This is a genomic window from Lutispora saccharofermentans (assembly GCF_024363565.1).
Lineage (GTDB): Bacteria > Bacillota > Clostridia > Lutisporales > Lutisporaceae > Lutispora > Lutispora saccharofermentans.
The window spans coordinates 31,557-48,226 of record NZ_JAJEKE010000021.1 but is presented as its reverse complement, the minus strand read 5'-3'; the positions used below and the strand labels follow the sequence as shown (position 1 = coordinate 48,226).

Here is a 16,670-nt window from a genome sequence, read left to right as displayed (position 1 = left end):
TATGGCGATTTATTTTTTCCTGCTTTTCATAAGCAAGTATGAACCGATTATTATTAAAAATAATGGCACGATGCTTCTTCTCAGCATCCAATAAATATTCTGTGAGCTGACGCCGAATAAGGATATTATCAGGCTGTTAGGAAGGGAATTGATGAGGCCTATAAGTCCGAGCAGCAAAAGCCCAAGCCCCAAATATTTTTTGTTATTAAAAAATATATCATAGCTGTATACTTCTTCATCTTTTACGGTATTGCCTGCGGCTATCTGCTTTCTTATATTATACCCGTCGAAAAAACTAAAAAACCATAATGGCAAGCATACCACAGCAACCAATTGCTCCGTATTAAAACTGATCAAAAGGGAAAAAGCCCCGATGGTCGTTACCATCAATTGAACTCCCCGCTTGAAAAAACCCATAGACATATGAGCAGCACCCGGTATCAAAGAAAAACAAAAGAATAAAATATCCCGGATCATTCTGGTCCCCCCTATTAATTACTCATTGTTTGCACTCATTGCTTCATTTAAATTTGATATCTTATCTGAAATGCTGATAACGCTATTGTTTAGCACCTCAAAGGGCTTTAGTATGCTTTCCTGGACCTTTGCCATGCTCCTCCCGATGAATCTTTTATTGGAGCATCCCATACCAGGGGCTACGCTGAATAGGGATATGATCAGCCCTGCTGCTATAAAGCTGATCCCAAAGTTTCTCAGGTTATTGAGAGCATGAATCCCTATAGCTTTATATTTTTCCAGGTCAATAGCCTCCATAATATTTACCACGAGACTGCAAGGAACCGCAATATTTCTTCCCATATTCGACAATATGGATTTTATCTCCAGTATCCTTTCATATTCCGCTTTACAGGAAGGACAGTTGTCTAGATGCTCCTTTATAAGGAAATGCTCCAATCCTTCTGTCTCGCCTGCCGCATAGCTGTGTAAGCTCTTTCTAACTCGGCTGCATAGCAACTTTCCCACCCCCAAAATCCAGCTTCCTTTTTATTCTTTCCTTGATAAGATTTCTTGCTCTGAAAAGCCTGGTGTCAATAGTTTTCCTCGGAACCCCCAATATGTCTGAAATCTCTTGTGGGCTGAACTCCTGAAAGTAATACATGATCATCACTGTGCTATATATCTCAGGCAGATTATTTACCTCCCGCCTTATGAAATCCATATTCTCCTGCCTCAGTAGTATTTCCTCCGGATTGCTGTCATAATCGGCTATAAAATCATATATATCTACATTTTCATCATCCTGGCAGGTCAGAATGGAAATGGTCTTGGGCCGCTTTCTTCTGGTCCAATCTATGCACCTGTTTACTGCTACTCTGTAAAGATATGTAGAGAACTGGGCTTTATTTTGAAAGCCGGACAGATTGTTATACACCTTTATGAATATCTCTTGAGTCAAGTCCTTGGCTTCCTCATAATCCCTCGTATAGCTGTAAGCTGTAGAATATACCTTGTTTTTATATCTCTCTATCAGTTCAGCATACAGTTCCGTATTTCCATTTATTATAAGCTCAATGAGCTCCTCATCTTTCAAATTTACCCACCGCCCTCCGACTTATGTGTTTTGACGAATTTTTTTTGATTATTCTTCAAAAAAATGAGGAAAGGGGAATATCCCCCAATTTCTTTCCTATCTTGCTTCTATGTTGCCATTGCTGGTTTTCAATTTTATATCCCTGTTGCCGTTGCCGTAAGCGGCTTCCAGGCTCTTCTTCTGTCCGGAGTCCCGAACACTTGCATCATCGAAGCCTTTGATGCTTCCAAAGCTGGTTTCGGCAGAAACCTTTCCGTTATCTATGCTTTCTTTATCCAATCTCACATTTCCAAAGGAAGTTTTTGCTTCTATATTGCCCTTTGCTTTAAATATTTCTATATTGCCGTTGCTGCTCTCAGCTTCTATGTTTCCTCCGACTTCTTCAAGCCTTACATTGCCGAAGGAGGTATCGGCATCAATATTTCCGGCAGCTTTTCTTATATCTATGCTTCCATTGCTGTTTGAGGCATCTATGCTTCCCTTTATATTCTCAATTTCTATTTTCCCGAAGGAATTCTTTATTTCTGCATCTTCGGAGCAATTTATGAGCTTAATATCTCCATTGCCGTTTTTTACTGTGGTCTTTCCTCCACCTTCTATTTCAATCTTGCCGAAGCTGTTCTTTATATCTAAGGTTATTCCCTCGGGAATATATACTATAAAGTCCACCATGGCTTTATTATAATCTCTGTTGGCAAGATTTGATAAGTCCTCAATATAAATATTTGTAACTTCGCCTTCTTCAATCTTTAAAGCATTTTTTACATAATTTTTAGCTTTCCTCTCATCATTATACTGAACTGTTGCCACAGCTTCCAATCTGATTTCATCAGATTTGCCTTTTCTTATTTCAATATCCCCAAAGCTGTTGGTAAGTTTCAGTTCCTTTATGTCATAGTCCTTGGATATACCCGACCGGTTTATGTTTTCCTCTATCTGACCCCGGTATCCCAAGCCTCCGATAAAGGGTATATCTCCTATTCCCTGTATACGCATATGTCTGAAGCCTATGAAGTTTCCGCTGCCGATTATTGCAGCCAGGATAATAAAAATTATGCATAAGCCGTCTATGCTCAACTTCACATTTGCATTATCTCTCCCGTAAACAGACATATATATAACTATCTCCAGCCCCAGTCCTATGAGCAGCAAAGGCCAATACTTATATATATCCTTTATAGGAAGATCAGTAAAATTTTGGGCAAAGAGCACTGCACCCGCTGTAATCAGGCCAATAGCTAAGGTTATAGTGCCTACCTTTTTCTTAACCATATAAAATTCCTCCAATTCATCAAGCTAATTGTGATTCATAGTTATATACGAGGAAATACGAAAAAAGTATGAAGCAAAAAAAAGCCGTAGAACAAATCTACAGCCGGAAATTATTTGCTGTCTCCGATCCATGGCCTGAAAAATTCCGTCAGATCCTTTCCGCTTACCTCTTCGCATACTTTTATATAATCATCGGTAGTTGCAATTTTGAATTTATATCTATCTACATAGGTTCTTACAATCTTCAAGAAGGTATCGTCTCCGAGCATATTCCTAAGCTCATTATGGACTTGAGCCCCTCTGTCATAAGCAGTAGGGCCGTAATCATCCCAGTTTTTAAATTCTGACAGGGATTTGACCACGCTTCCATCTATGGTTCGAGAGGACATAGCTTCCTTCACACTATCTTCCACAGTTCTTCTGTAATAATCCTGTGCCGTTTTCTTTCCGTAAGTTTTCTCCGCAAATACCGTTTCCGAATAGGCGGCAAAGCCTTCATCGAGCCAAGCCTCGTCGACTTGATCATTGCCTACGATGCCATAAAACCATTGATGAGCTGTTTCATGGGCTACGGTTATAATCAAAGGATCGCTGGAATAGTCGGGCTTGTAGTATTTGTCGCTTATATATACCAAAGCAGGATATTCCATGCCGCTGGGGAATTCGGTTTGGACTACGGAATAAACAGGATAGGGATATTTGCCATATAATTTGTTAAAAAGCTTTATGGATTGAACTCCATATTCCAGAGCTTCTTCCCCCCTTATCCTGTCTTCGGGATAGTAATATGACATGACCTTAATCCCGTCTACTTCTTCCTCAAGCACTGTAAAATTGCTGTTGGCAACAAATGCAAAATCTCTGAGAGCCTTTCCTTCGTAAATGCGCTGTACCCTGCTGTCTTCTTTCTTTTCCTCAATGAGCCGGCCTGAAGCTGCAACAGTATAGTTATCCGGAATTTTTATGCTGACTCTATAATCTGCGGCATCGCTGTAAAAAGGGTCTCCGATAGCGAAATATTTATCCAGATTCCAGCCGTCTTTTTCATCATAGACTGCGGCTATGGGGTACCAGTTGCCCATATTGAAATTGTTTTCTCCATATCCAAACCGCTCTCCAGCAGGAGGTATCTGCAGTATGAACTCAATCTTGAGATTCACTCTCTCATAGGGCTTTAATGGAGCCGCCAGTTCCACCTTCAATATAGTTGCTCCTTCTCCTGACAGGGAATGTTTTAAAAGTTTCTCGCCGTTCCTGTCCTTTTGAGTGACGGAAGTTACTTCTCCGTATCCCGGCTCAAAGCCTCTCTTATACGCATTATCAAAATCATCAAACAGGAAGGGAGCTGTTTCCTTAGTTTTGAACGCGTTGGGATATACATGGAAATATAATTCCTTCATCTCCATATCATCATTGTTATAATAATTCACTTCCTGAACCGCCGTAAGGGTCTTTTCCTCAGCATTCAGTTCTGCATCGATATTGTAAAAGCTTCTGGCATCGACCTCATCCAGCTGCAGCGCAGGTGCTGCTTCTTTTTCCATGGAGCAGCCCGATATCATGATCATAAGTATAAGGAATAAAGGAAGCAGCTTTAGTTTGAATTTCACGGTGATCATTCCCCCTCTTTATTAACAAAGTTGAACGAGACTTCATTCAGCGTTAAATTATTATATATTATTCATGAGCCTTAATAATATACTATCACAATTAAATATCTATATTAACATCCATCATTATCCATGGCTGGGGATGAACACTTTTATGTCCCCTTTTTTCACGCCTATCGAAAGGGGAAAAACAGGGCCTCTCTCTCCGTCTATATCGCTTTCAAAAATTTGATTGGAGGATATCTTAAGATTATCCGTCTGGAAATGATATATATTGGGATCACTTGTATGCTCTCCCTTCAGCACCTTTAAAACAAGATTTATCACATTTGTGATGTTTGCTGCTTTTATGGCGATCACATCCAAAAGCCCATCGCAAACAGAAGCATAAGGAGCCAGCCTTAAGAAGCCTCCGGCAGACCTGCCGTTTAAAACCAGGAAAAGATAAAAGTTGTCATCGATGACTTTATCATCGTACTCCATCCTCATCGCTATAGGTTTGAGCTTCGGTATTTCTTCAAAGCCTTTTAAATAATAAGCCATCTTGCCCAGGCTGTTCTTCATGCCTATATCCGTCTTATAGGGTACGTCGGCTAAAAGACCTGCGCTGCACACATTCACAAAATAGGTACCGTTTACTGTGCCTGCGTCTACATTTATTATTTCGCCGTCCGTTATCATATCACAGCATTGAGAAATATTCTTGGGTATCCCTATATGAGCTGCAAAATCGTTTGAAGTCCCGAAGGGAAAGATGCCTATAGGCAGATCCACAGCCTTTCTCCTCATGGCATTGATGAGATTGTTTATGGTGCCGTCTCCGCCGGATATGGCTATAGCGGAATATTTATCATCTAAATCACACAGGGCGTTATCCATGTCATTGGCTTTCATAAGCCTGTAAGGTGAAACTATGTATCCCGATTTTTGAAAATTTTTTATAACTGTGTCCAGTCTGTTCTTAAACCTTGCATCCCCTGCCACCGGGTTATAGATCAGTCTCACTTTTCTCATATATTCTCAACCATCCCTTTTCGTAGTCACTCTATAATCCTTACCTTCATTTTATCATATTGCTTATATTTTTCACTTCAAAATATATTATTATGATTTATGAGCAATAAAATAAAAGATTAAGGATAAAGCTCCAGGGTATCCTTCCCCGAAGCTTTATCTCTAATCTGCTCTTACATCTTTTCGATTTCTTTTATCAGTTCTTCTATCAGATACTCTTCCTTTACCTTTTTCACTATCTCACCTTTTTTGAAAATCAGTCCTTCGCCCTTCCCGCCGGCGATGCCTATATCCGCTTCCCTCGCTTCACCTGGTCCATTTACTGCACAGCCCATCACAGCCACCTTGATGTTCTTATCGCATTGGGCCAGTCTTCTTTCAACTTCTTTCGCTATGTCAATAAGGTTGATCTGGGTCCTTCCGCAAGTGGGACAGGATACAAATTTGACGCCCTCATTTATATGTCCCAAAGCTTTCAGTATTTCACGGCCCACCTTAACTTCATCCAATACATCACCGGTGAGAGAAACCCTTATAGTATCTCCTATTCCTTCGGCCAGAAGAGTCCCGATGCCTACACAGGATTTCACGGTGCCGCTGAACAAAGTTCCCGCTTCCGTAACTCCTATATGAAGAGGATAGTCCACTTTTCCCGATATCAATCTATAGCTCTCTATGGTTTGCATTACATCGGAGGATTTTAAAGAAATAACAATATTGTAAAAGCCTAAGCTTTCAAGTATGCCTACATGTCTCAGAGCGCTTTCTACCAGTGCTTCAGGACAAACCTTCCCGTACTTTCCCAATATGTCTTTTCCCAGAGAACCGGAATTGACCCCGATCCTGATAGGAATGTCTTTTTTCTTAGCCGCCTCAACTACCAGCTTTATTCTGTCCTGGCTTCCAATATTGCCCGGGTTTATTCTTAAAGCGGCGACTCCATTTTCTATGGATTTAAGTGCAAGCCTGTAATCAAAATGTATATCTGCAACCAAAGGTATATGAATTTGCTTTATTATATCCTTTAAAGCCTCCGCTGCTGCCATATCGGGAACGGCACATCTTATTATGTCGCACCCTGCTTTCTCCAAATCAAGGATTTGGTTTACAGTAGCAGCCACATCTTTAGTATCAGTATTTGTCATGGATTGCACGGATATACTTGAATCTCCGCCTATGTATATATCTCCTACCTTTATTTTTCTTGTATTTTTTCTATTCATATAATTCATCTCCAAATTCTAAGTGATTCCATCCTCATCGTCATAGGCTTAAGTTATGGTATCTCTTCAAATCCTTTTAGATAGTGAGCTATTTTACCCAAGCCGTTCTTCATGCTTATGTCAGTTTTGTAAGCCACATCAGCGAAAAGACCATCACTGTATATATTTAAAAATTAAGTATCGTTCACTATCCCTGCAGCTGCATCTTTATATTACCATAATACTTAGGCTTTTGGCTCAATTATATTCTTATCATATCCGCTGACTATAAACAAAATACGCAAAGGGGGCATCCAAAACTACTGAATAAGTAGTTTACGATGCCCCCTTTTTCTGTAAAATTTAAAGTTATCACTAAAACACAATAAGCAACAATACCTTGAGCTAAGTTAAAAAATAGATTTATCTGCTTAGTGCGCCCAAAAAGGTACGAACACCTGGTCCATATTAATAATTACTTATACGAAAATCACTAGGCGGAGTTTCAACTATCTTTTAAATACCCTAGAAAAATAATATCGCAAAATTTTAAAATTTTATCATCTGAATGATAAACACCTAGATAATTTTTAATATATCTTTATAGACAGACTATCTATTTTTTTCTACTTCTGGCTTAATGCCATAATATATGTCTTTGAAAAGCCTAGTAGCTGAAACTTCATCCAAAGGATGAGGTGAAAGTTTGGATGACATAGATTCACATGCAGCTTTTACAAACAGCGGAAGCTGTTCCATGTATGCAGTTTCATCTATATTCAGTTCCTTAAAGCTGTGGCAAAGCCCCATTTTTTCAGTAAAGCTCCATAAATGATCTACCAGCTGGCTGCATAGCTCGGCTTCGGTTTTTCCATTGCAACCCAGCCTTCTTGCAACAGCTGCATATGTAGGATGAGGAGAAGCCAGAGCAGTAGTATATGGAAGGAACATTCCACAAACCAGTCCATGAGGAAGCTTAAAGAACGAACCTGGCTGGTCGCATGCATGTGCAAGGCCACAGAAGGAATTGGTAATGGCCACTCCTGCAAGTGATGCAGCATTGTGGCATCTCTCCCTTGCCTCGTATTTACTTGTTCCCTCTGCTCCGGTTCCTGCAGAAATAGGAAGATATTCAAACATGTCCAGTGCTGCTGAAATGGCTAATGTGACTACCATAGGGCTCGTATTTGCACTTACAGATGCCTCCATTGCATGAGTAAGCGCATCCATGCCTGTCTGTGCTGCTATATGGTCAGGAAGAGTATCAGTAAAATCAGCATCCAGAATGGCATACTCAGGAATAAGGTTGTTTCCCAGCATCAGTGACTTCTGATTTGTATCCTGGTTAGTAAATACAGCGCAGGAAGTTGTCTCTGAGCCTGTACCGCTGGTGGTAGGAACAGCAACTATGATTGCCTTTCCTGTGGTTGGCGGAAGCTGAAACGGCTTAAATGCATCCTCGAAGGGCATCTCCGGATGCTCATAAAAAAGCCAAAGTGCCTTAGCCGTATCCATAACAGATCCGCCACCTATAGCTACTATCATGTCAGGTTGAAATTCATTTACTGTCTGTCTCGCTTTTAAAATATCCTTAAAGTAAGGTTCTGTGCGGATATCAGCTACCACCTGATATTCCGTTCCTCCATCCTTAAGATAGCCAGTAATTTTATCCAGATTTTCAGGTGAAACTACTCCCCTGTCAAGCACTATGGCTGCACGCTTTCTACCCATATTCCCAAGAGAAGAAATGGCTCCTCGCCCGGTTATATATTTTTTCATTAAAAGCTGTGTATAAGCTTTTACCATTTTAAAATCCTCCCCTACTAAATTAAATATATCACCTAATTCTTCCTTATATTCTTATTAGTCATCAAACTTTGTATGCTGCGCTCTGATTGTGTTGACTTCCTTTATAATCTCGTCAACATCAAGAACCATTTCCATCATACCGCACTGCTCATCATATACAGCTGAATCGAATTCTTTCTTCATCTCAGGCTCTACAATGTGGTAAACTCTTAAGCCAAGCTCCACACCTGCCAGAGGACCTGCAAATGTAGGGTCTCCTGCACATGCTTTAATATCTAGTCCTGGTACTCCATCCCTATCGCCAATGGCAATAACCTTTCTTCCTTTTAATATCATTGCTATACCTCCTACTTACCAGATATTTTATCCATATACTTACTACTATCCATAGGTAATTTTAAAATGACTGTGAAAAAAATATACACCGACAATCCTGCGAGCTGAAAAACCAACAAGGCTGCCGGTGTATACTCTTTCAGTGCAAGAATACTATGCACATTCTATTACATTAATAGGATTCAGCAAAATTTTTGCCTGCTCCTGCTTGGTTTCCGCCAAGATACAGCTGGGTAGTGGTATCAAACTCTATAGCCTTATCAGATGGTGGGAAGAAGCCTCCCGATTCCTTGTTAAGCCTAAGGGAATCTCCTCCAACAACCCTATCTACATCGGGCAGCAGGTAGTGCTTTTCTATGGAGCCTCCGCTAATGATAGCATCTGCTTCTGGCACATCATCAACAAGAAGTATACCTTCCGTACCATCCTCGCCTCCGAATTCAAAGGTTATTGTGGATGCCTTTATACCGTTCTTCTCAGCTGTCTGTATGGTAAGCATTCCATCAACGCAAGCATTTCCGCCGCCTTCCCATGCCATAACAAGGCCGTTGGCACCAAGATACTGTGCCAGCTTCACATTAAAACTTGCACATCTCTGCTTATGCCAGTTGGTAGGCTGGTGGCTCCTGCAGAATATAACTCCCCTGAAATTAATTGTCTTTCCATGGTTTTTATACAGTTCAAGAAGGATTGGATGGTTAACATGAAGGTAAGTTGGTACCTTGAATGCAGGCCATACATAATTGCCGCTTACCACGCATCCGTCCAGCATCTCATTAGGATTAAGCAAAGTTGGAACAAGGTTGTCTATGCTTTCTCCATACAGATATGTGTTTGAATACGGGCCCTGGTTCTGGCATTGCCAAACAAGCACCACATTAGGCAGTTCAGGATTGATATCGTCAATACTGAAAAGCTCTTTGTCATCCGGCTCTACGTCCTTTGTAAGCTGGGCAAGGTATGTGGAAACCTTGACTCCTATCATACGTATGTTCTCATCATATTCAATAGAGGATTTGCCTTCGGCCAGCTTATATAATATCACAAGGTTTATTGTCTGGCTGAATGGGGTAAATCCAGCAATGGGGCCAGTCATGTCCATTATTGCATCCCTCGGATAAAGCAGTCCGCTGCTGGCACTGGATTCATCCCATGGAAGCGCAGCGCTTTCCATAACTGTAAAGCCCTTCAGAAGATTGGTTGTCCCATCTCCTACTGTAAAAGGTGTTCCAAAAAATCCGGAATACTGCATTCCATTTCCTGCTATCTTAAACATAGGCTGAATGGTATCAAGCAGGTGTATGATACGCGCATTCTCTCCGGGCTTTACTATTTCAAAGTCTATATCTTCAATGGCCTTGAACAGATCACTAACCTGGCTTTTAAGCTCTTCCTTGTTTATAGTGAGTACTCCCTCTGAAAGAGAGCATCTTTTACCAAATACTACGTCCTTTATATCAAAATACTGTCTTGTCAGCTTCACCTTTATCCCTCCTTGCTCTCATCAACAGTGAATATGGTCGGTTCATGAACATCCTGTGAAATCACAGCCAGAGCCTTTTCAACTATCTTTCTTCTGTATGCCTTTTCACGTTCAAGAGGAAGGCTTGGATTTCCTGCAGGTGATGTAAAGTTACCGCCGAATATTATTCTGTTAGCTCCAACATTTTGTGCTATAGATGTAAAGCCAGTTATATGAGCAGTAGGTATTCCAACCCTGTCTAATTCCTTTGTAATCGTTGCACCGCAACGTGTGCAGGTTCCTCACGTGGTAGTCATTAAAGCTGCGCCGACTCCAGCCTTTGACAACTCGTCAGCTATTCTCCTTCCCATCTCCTTACTGCTTTCAATGTTTGTCCCAACACCGCAGGTAGTAAAGAAGTATCTATATGTTCCTCCGATTATTCCTTCCTTCTCTAATGCCCTCATTGCATCCAAGGGAACCAGTCTGTGGGGATCGGCGGTAGCATAGGTAGTGTCATAGCCTCCATGTATGGATTCGTATACTCCCTGGTCAAGAGAGTCCTTCCCTCCCATGTCATACCTTCCATAGCTTGTAGCAAATGCCTGTCTTATTTTATCAGGATTCCCCATTGGAACAAGTCCGCCTGTAGTAAGCAGGGCAATAGTCGCATTCTTCAGTTTTACTACCTTAGGTGCTGGTGGAACAACCTCAAAGCCTCTCAGAGGCACCTCTGTCACATAAGGTTCATTGTTCAGCTTTTTAAGCAGTATATCAACAACCCTTTCAGCACCTGTTTTTTTATTGTACTGGTTATATCTGTGCCCGGTCCTAATATAACCTTCCAAACGCGCCGGACCTATTTCTTCCTTCTTAGCCAGTTTTAAAGCAAGACTTGCCATTGCAGGCAGTGACTTAGTCATTCCTGTAGCTGTCTCAGTTGTGGATATTATATAATTATCCTTTACATACATGCTTATAGCAGGATTTTCATGCCACATGCCTGTGACGCTTGGAACCCCAAGTTCCCTTCTTACGTAATCTGCCATCTTAGCACATGCTACTCCATAACGTCCAGCATTAAATGCCGGTCCAGCTATGAATACATCTGGTTTTTCCTGCTTTATTATTTTTGCAATCTCTGGTGCCACGCTCTCGAAGTTTTCGTCCTTATTAATGAAGTTATCGCCACAGGCGATGGTCTTTATAACCTCCATTTCTCCCTTCCACAGCTTTTCCAGTCCCATACCGGGCCCTTTTGTACCAGTAAAAACCTGAAGGCCTATATCTGCCATGGTCTCTCCGCCAATGCCTGCATAGAACTGGTTTATATAGTGTATTGCTTTTAATGCCGCCAAGTATATCTCTCCTCTCTAAAGTCTTATTGGTGGTTGACTTCCTTCAACTGTATCAAAGAATACAGTCTTGGATATCATATATTTGTGTATTCCTGCTACGCCAAGTCCACTCTGCTTCCAACCTGTTCCTGGTGACTCAACCATCGCCTTGCTGAAATAGGAGTTGACATATATCTGTCCTCCATGGATCTTATTAACAGCTCTCAAGGCTCTCTTTACATCGTTTGTATTTATACCACCCGCAAGGCCGTAAATAGTGCTATTAGCCAATGCTATTGCTTCCTCTTCAGTTTCAAAGGATGTAACTGTAACAACTGGTCCGAATATCTCCTCCTGAAAAATGGTCATATCTGGAGTAACGTCAGCAAATATTGTTGGAGGAACGAAATTTCCTTTCTCAAGCTTTGGATCTGTATATGGCACTCCTCCTGTGACAAGCCTTGCTCCCTCAGCTTTGCCTTTTTCAATGTAATTCCATACGCTATTGCAGTGTTGCCTGGAAATAAGTGTATTAAGAGTAGTCTTCGGATCAAAGCCATCACCAGGAACGAATTTTTCAACCTCTGCCTTCAGCTTCGTGATAAATTCCTCATATATGCTCTTATGAACTATCAGTCTCGAGCCCGATACACATACCTGCCCAGCATGTAGAGTGAAGCCATATCTTGCCCATTCAACTGCCCTATCTATGTCTACGTCCTCAAAGAATATGTTAGGGCTCTTTCCGCCCAGCTCAAGGGCTATATCCTTTATTGTATCCGCAGATTTCTCTATGATCTTGCGTCCTGTTTCAGTACCGCCTGTCATTGATACCATATCTACCAGTGGGCTTTCTGCCAATGCACTTCCGCACTCCCCTCCAGGACCCATTACAACGTTTACAACACCCTCAGGGAAGCCTGCTTCATGATATACCTCAGCTAAAAGTGACATGGTTGTGCAAGCCCATGTAGCCGGCTTTATGATAACCGTATTACCTGCTGCAAGTATGCCATTTATTTTCTGGCATCCCATTAGGAATGGTCCGTTCCATGGAATGATCTCGCCTACAACGCCTAATGGCTGCCATAATACGCAGTTCCATGCTCCTTGTTCGTTACATGGAACCATCTTTCCTTCAACAGTTCTTGCTACGCCAGCCCAATACTCAAATGCATCAACAGCCATATCCCCTTCAAAGTAATAGCAGCTGCCGAAAAGCTTTCCCGCTTCAAGAGTTTCAAGAACTGCAAACTCTTCCTTTCTTTTCTCAAGGATTCTTCCTGCTTTCATAATCAACTTGGATCTTTCCTTGGCAGTCATCCTTCCCCATACTCCCTCATCATAGGCCCTTCTTGCAGCAAGTATAGCCTTTTCAACATCTGCCTTTCCACCTATATAAGCCTTTGCAAATGGCTCATTGTTAACCGGATTGATTATATCCATGGTCTTGCCAGATTCAGACGGTACAAATTCTCCATTAATATACAATTTGTAAGGTTCCTTTTTTACATAGTCTAGTGGGTTCATATGATTACCTCCTAAATTTATACATTTATAATTATTTAAGAAATTTTATCAAGATATTCCCTAATGGACTGTATATCCTTGTTCACCTGGCTTTTTACCTCATCAAGTCCGTTGAATTTTTTTACACTCCTGATGAATGCATGTACTTGAAGCTCTATAATTTTATCATACAGGTCACCTGAAAAATCCAGGAGAAAGGTTTCAATAGTCACATAATCGTAATTATCAACCGAAGGCCTTTTGCCTATGTTGGTCAGTCCTTTTACACTTTTGCCATCTATTTCAGAAAGCGTTGCATATACTCCATAAGCCGGCAAAAGCTTGCTTTCTCCAAATTCAAGGTTGGCAGTCGGCATGCCAACAGTTCTTCCAAATGCCTTACCATGCATTACTTTTCCTATAAAGATGTATGGATGACCCAACAGCTTATTTACCTTTTCCAAATTATTGTTTTCAATCTCAGCTGCTATGCGCTCTGACGTAATAGGACCGCTATCCGAAGTAACCGTGTCGCATTCTTCAAGGCAATATCTCAGACTTTTGGCACATTCACGCAATGCCATTATGTTGCAATCATTTTTTCCAGCCACAATAACCTTCGCGCCAAGGCTTTCAACCAGCACATCCCTGATGAAGCTTTTTATGTCACTATCCTTATTATGCTTATCTATTTTATATGAAATCATTAACTCCGGTCCTAGCCGGCCTATCAAATGCTCTTTTTCCATTTCAGTTGAAAGTACTTTTTTATCTTGCAGCAATTCAGTGTCGTATTCAAAGCTTACAACTACAGGAGTATATCCCTTAACTGACATTTCCATCAGTTTACTTATTACAGCCTTGTGCCCCTCATGAACTCCATCAAATACGCCGAAGGCTATGCAGGTATTGGACATTGCATAATGATTTCCATAAATATGCTTCAGTGCTAACTACCTCTTTTCAATATTGTCATTCTGCCATGTTAATTAAATGGCAGAATGACCAGGTAATAATATACATGTATAACAATTCTCAATTAGTCAGAAGCTTTTCCTGCTCCAATAAAGTATATAATCAAACCAATTACTAAATATATTGCTGTATATGCCCAAATCTGCCATCCTCCACGGATAATGTCAGGTACATAGCATGCAACCAGTGCAACGATTGTTATTACAGGGATAGCATTTCCTCCAGGTGCCCTAAAGTTTCCTTCAACATATGGATGCCGCTTACGAGCTGCAATTACTGAAATGCATATTACTGCAACTACCAGCACACTACAAAGTGCGCCAAGGTTTACAATCATGCTAGTAAAGCTTGGGAATACTGTAAGAATGGCGGTAACTACTATTACGACTTCAAGTGATACCGTTGGCACCTTTGTTTTCTCATTATTCTTTGCAAAGGACATCGGAAGAACTCCGTCAGCTGCTGCAGCCTGAAGGGTACGTCCTGCAAGGGCTATAAGAACAAGTATTGTGGTTATAAGCGCCAACACTGCTGAAATAGATATGAGCTTTATAAGCCATGGTATTGATGCCAGCTTTGTGAAGGCTGCAGCATACAAGGGTATATAAGCCATTCCACTATTCTCCTGAAGGTACTGTGATGATACAAGGCCTAATACAGCTATCATAACAAGAATATAAAGGGTTGCAACAATGAGCATTGCAATGCTCATTGCCTTTGGTACTGTCTTGTTAGGATCTTTGATTTCTCCAACCATGAACGCAACAGCTACTATGGATCCATATGCAACCATTGCTATAGGAATAGCACTCATGAAGCCCCACGATCCAGCAGACCCCTGAGTAAAGAAAGGTGTAAGCATCGCTGCATCCCACTGTCCACTGAACAAAGCAACTACAACAAATACAACCATTGTAGCTGCAAGCAGTATCGTTAATGCAGTGTTAGCCTTTCCTGTAACAGATATGTTAAACAGGTTCAGTATGCCACAGACTACAATTGTTCCAATGGCAATAACAATCTGTGCATTGGCTAGGCTTGGGAAGCCAACTCCAAGGTAGGTTCCTACATAGGTTGCTGAGAATGCCGCTCCTCCAATGCAAGTAAAAAGATAAGCCCATGCTGTAATCCATCCTATAAGCTTCTTCTGTTTTTTAGTCTTTCCAAGCGCCTCAGCAGGGAATACGAAAACTCCTCCTGAGGACGGATAAACTGTAGCCAGTTCTGCTGTCTGAAGACCATAAGCATACAGTATGATAGCTGCAATGATCCATGAGATGATACAGGCAGGACCAGCACATAAAATCGTCATTCCTGAAAGTGAAAAGATGGCACTTCCAATCATTCCACCTATGAGAATGGTTGTACTGTCTAGTAAACCAAGCTTACCGTTTTCTTTGTTTGACATAATATTGCTCCTTTTCTTAATTTATGATTTCACAGCTTTATGTCTGATTCCCTATGAAGCTAATTTGTAAGAATTAGTGTATATATTGCAACCCATACTATGGGGCAATCATCATTTTGGGATTATATGGTGTAAGCCTTTATGCTTTAATTACTATACGATATGTTTTGGGGTCAATTGCACGCTTAAAAGCATAATCAAGCTTTTCTAATGGAACTGTCTCTGATATAAGTATTGACGGATCTACCATATGGCTTGAAAGAAGCCTTGTTGCTGCAAGGAAATCTCTGGTGTTAGCATTTACAGCGCCTGTTATATTCATTTCCGATGAGTGTACCTTGTTTACGCTAAGGTCAATTGGATTGTCTGGATGGAAAGAGGAGTACATTATAACACGCCCAGCCTTACTTACAATCTGTATACTTTCCTCTGCAAGCTTTGTAAGAGCTGCAGTGCAGAATACCACATCTGCTCCTCTTTCTTCGGTCAGTTCCTTTACCTTATCGACAGCATTTACCTTCTTTGAATTAATCAGGAGGTCAGCACCCATTTTTTTTGCAACCTCTAGGCGTTCCTCCTCTACCTCACATGCAATAACTCTAGCTCCTCTCAGCTTAGCAAGTTTAATATGGAAGGCTCCCATTATTCCTACTCCTATCACGACAACGTCCTCACCCAGCCCAATATTTGCATTATTTATGCTGTGCACACAGCATGCGAGAGGCTCTGCCAGAGCTGCATGAGTTAAATCCAGGTCATCAGCTACCTTGTAAAGCTTCTTTGCATCCAGCATCATGTATTCTGCAAATCCTCCAGGTCCTCCAACTCCTTCATGTACATTAGCCATGAAGGATATAACACACTGGTTTTCATGACCGCTTCTGCAGAAGTAGCATTCACCGCAGCTAGTCAATAGCCTAGCCGCTACCTTATCACCCTTTCTCAAACTTTTTACAAACTCACCTACTGCAACAACCGTTCCTGATGCTTCATGGCCTCCTGCAAATGGGTATCTTTTCATAACTCCATTGTACATTCTCTGTTCAAGGGTGCATATTGCACAGCTGTCAACCTTTACAAGCACCTGATGTCCTTGAGGCTGTCTCAATTCCTTTTCAGTGATTTCTGCCTGTCCTACACCAGTTAATATGGCTACTTTATACTTTTCACCCATAATGCTTCCT

15 protein-coding genes are annotated in these 16,670 nt (G+C 41.2%); all 15 read right to left on the bottom strand.

From position 1 onward, the window contains the following. Positions 1-9: 9 nt before the first annotated feature. Complete coding sequence (locus LJD61_RS17710) at positions 10-477, bottom strand: hypothetical protein (protein WP_255228889.1); 468 nt, start codon at positions 475-477, stop codon at positions 10-12. Positions 478-495: 18 nt separating this feature from the next. Next, entirely contained in the window at positions 496-984 is a 489-nt protein-coding gene (locus tag LJD61_RS17705) for a zf-HC2 domain-containing protein (RefSeq protein ID WP_255228912.1), read from the bottom strand. After that, positions 956-1,552 (bottom strand): RNA polymerase sigma factor, encoded by a 597-nt coding sequence (locus LJD61_RS17700; protein WP_255228888.1) that lies wholly within the window; start codon positions 1,550-1,552, stop codon positions 956-958. Before LJD61_RS17700 ends, LJD61_RS17705 begins: the two co-directional genes overlap by 29 nt. 96 nt (positions 1,553-1,648) lie before the next feature. After that, complete coding sequence (locus LJD61_RS17695; RefSeq protein ID WP_255228887.1) at positions 1,649-2,824, bottom strand: DUF4097 family beta strand repeat-containing protein; 1,176 nt, start codon at positions 2,822-2,824, stop codon at positions 1,649-1,651. A 110-nt stretch (positions 2,825-2,934) separates the two neighbouring features. Further along, complete coding sequence (locus LJD61_RS20610; RefSeq protein WP_255228886.1) at positions 2,935-4,434, bottom strand: M1 family metallopeptidase; 1,500 nt, start codon at positions 4,432-4,434, stop codon at positions 2,935-2,937. Between the two features lie 126 nt (positions 4,435-4,560). Then, on the bottom strand, positions 4,561-5,448 hold the full coding sequence (locus LJD61_RS17685; protein ID WP_255228885.1) for a YegS/Rv2252/BmrU family lipid kinase: 888 nt from the start codon (positions 5,446-5,448) through the stop codon (positions 4,561-4,563). A 173-nt stretch (positions 5,449-5,621) separates the two neighbouring features. Then, a complete protein-coding gene (gene ispG / locus LJD61_RS17680) occupies positions 5,622-6,671 on the bottom strand; it encodes a flavodoxin-dependent (E)-4-hydroxy-3-methylbut-2-enyl-diphosphate synthase (RefSeq protein ID WP_255228884.1) in 1,050 nt (349 codons plus the stop codon). A gap of 591 nt (positions 6,672-7,262) precedes the next feature. After that, positions 7,263-8,456 carry an iron-containing alcohol dehydrogenase gene (locus LJD61_RS17675; protein WP_255228883.1) on the bottom strand — a complete coding sequence of 398 codons (1,194 nt, stop codon included), beginning with the start codon at positions 8,454-8,456 and terminating at the stop codon, positions 7,263-7,265. A gap of 57 nt (positions 8,457-8,513) precedes the next feature. After that, complete coding sequence (locus tag LJD61_RS17670; RefSeq protein ID WP_255228882.1) at positions 8,514-8,795, bottom strand: hypothetical protein; 282 nt, start codon at positions 8,793-8,795, stop codon at positions 8,514-8,516. Between the two features lie 172 nt (positions 8,796-8,967). Further along, positions 8,968-10,278, bottom strand: a complete 1,311-nt coding sequence (locus LJD61_RS17665; protein WP_255228881.1) for a glycine/sarcosine/betaine reductase component B subunit — start codon at positions 10,276-10,278, stop codon at positions 8,968-8,970. A gap of 2 nt (positions 10,279-10,280) precedes the next feature. Beyond that, positions 10,281-11,615, bottom strand: a complete 1,335-nt coding sequence (locus tag LJD61_RS17660; protein WP_255228879.1) for a glycine/betaine/sarcosine/D-proline family reductase selenoprotein B — start codon at positions 11,613-11,615, stop codon at positions 10,281-10,283. A gap of 15 nt (positions 11,616-11,630) precedes the next feature. Next, positions 11,631-13,124, bottom strand: a complete 1,494-nt coding sequence (locus LJD61_RS17655) for an aldehyde dehydrogenase family protein (protein WP_255228878.1) — start codon at positions 13,122-13,124, stop codon at positions 11,631-11,633. Between the two features lie 35 nt (positions 13,125-13,159). Next, on the bottom strand, positions 13,160-14,020 hold the full coding sequence (gene ribF, locus LJD61_RS17650) for a riboflavin biosynthesis protein RibF (protein WP_255228877.1): 861 nt from the start codon (positions 14,018-14,020) through the stop codon (positions 13,160-13,162). 122 nt (positions 14,021-14,142) lie between these two features. Next, complete coding sequence (locus LJD61_RS17645; protein WP_255228876.1) at positions 14,143-15,486, bottom strand: APC family permease; 1,344 nt, start codon at positions 15,484-15,486, stop codon at positions 14,143-14,145. A gap of 139 nt (positions 15,487-15,625) precedes the next feature. Next, the gene (locus LJD61_RS17640) at positions 15,626-16,660 is read right to left on the bottom strand and encodes a zinc-dependent alcohol dehydrogenase (protein ID WP_255228875.1); all 1,035 of its coding nucleotides are present in this window, start codon (positions 16,658-16,660) and stop codon (positions 15,626-15,628) included. Positions 16,661-16,670 lie beyond the last annotated feature (10 nt).

What these genes read in the sequence shown, in the direction of transcription:
- LJD61_RS17710 (WP_255228889.1), bottom strand. Translation starts at nt 477, where the DNA reads ATGATCCGGGATATTTTATTCTTTTGTTTTTCTTTGATACCGGGTGCT.
- LJD61_RS17695 (WP_255228887.1), bottom strand. Translation starts at nt 2,824, where the DNA reads ATGGTTAAGAAAAAGGTAGGCACTATAACCTTAGCTATTGGCCTGATT.
- LJD61_RS17685 (WP_255228885.1), bottom strand. Translation starts at nt 5,448, where the DNA reads ATGAGAAAAGTGAGACTGATCTATAACCCGGTGGCAGGGGATGCAAGG.
- ispG (WP_255228884.1), bottom strand. Translation starts at nt 6,671, where the DNA reads ATGAATAGAAAAAATACAAGAAAAATAAAGGTAGGAGATATATACATA.
- LJD61_RS17675 (WP_255228883.1), bottom strand. Translation starts at nt 8,456, where the DNA reads ATGGTAAAAGCTTATACACAGCTTTTAATGAAAAAATATATAACCGGG.
- LJD61_RS17670 (WP_255228882.1), bottom strand. Translation starts at nt 8,795, where the DNA reads ATGATATTAAAAGGAAGAAAGGTTATTGCCATTGGCGATAGGGATGGA.
- LJD61_RS17655 (WP_255228878.1), bottom strand. Translation starts at nt 13,124, where the DNA reads ATGAACCCACTAGACTATGTAAAAAAGGAACCTTACAAATTGTATATT.
- ribF (WP_255228877.1), bottom strand. Translation starts at nt 14,020, where the DNA reads ATGTCCAATACCTGCATAGCCTTCGGCGTATTTGATGGAGTTCATGAG.
- LJD61_RS17645 (WP_255228876.1), bottom strand. Translation starts at nt 15,486, where the DNA reads ATGTCAAACAAAGAAAACGGTAAGCTTGGTTTACTAGACAGTACAACC.
- LJD61_RS17640 (WP_255228875.1), bottom strand. Translation starts at nt 16,660, where the DNA reads ATGGGTGAAAAGTATAAAGTAGCCATATTAACTGGTGTAGGACAGGCA.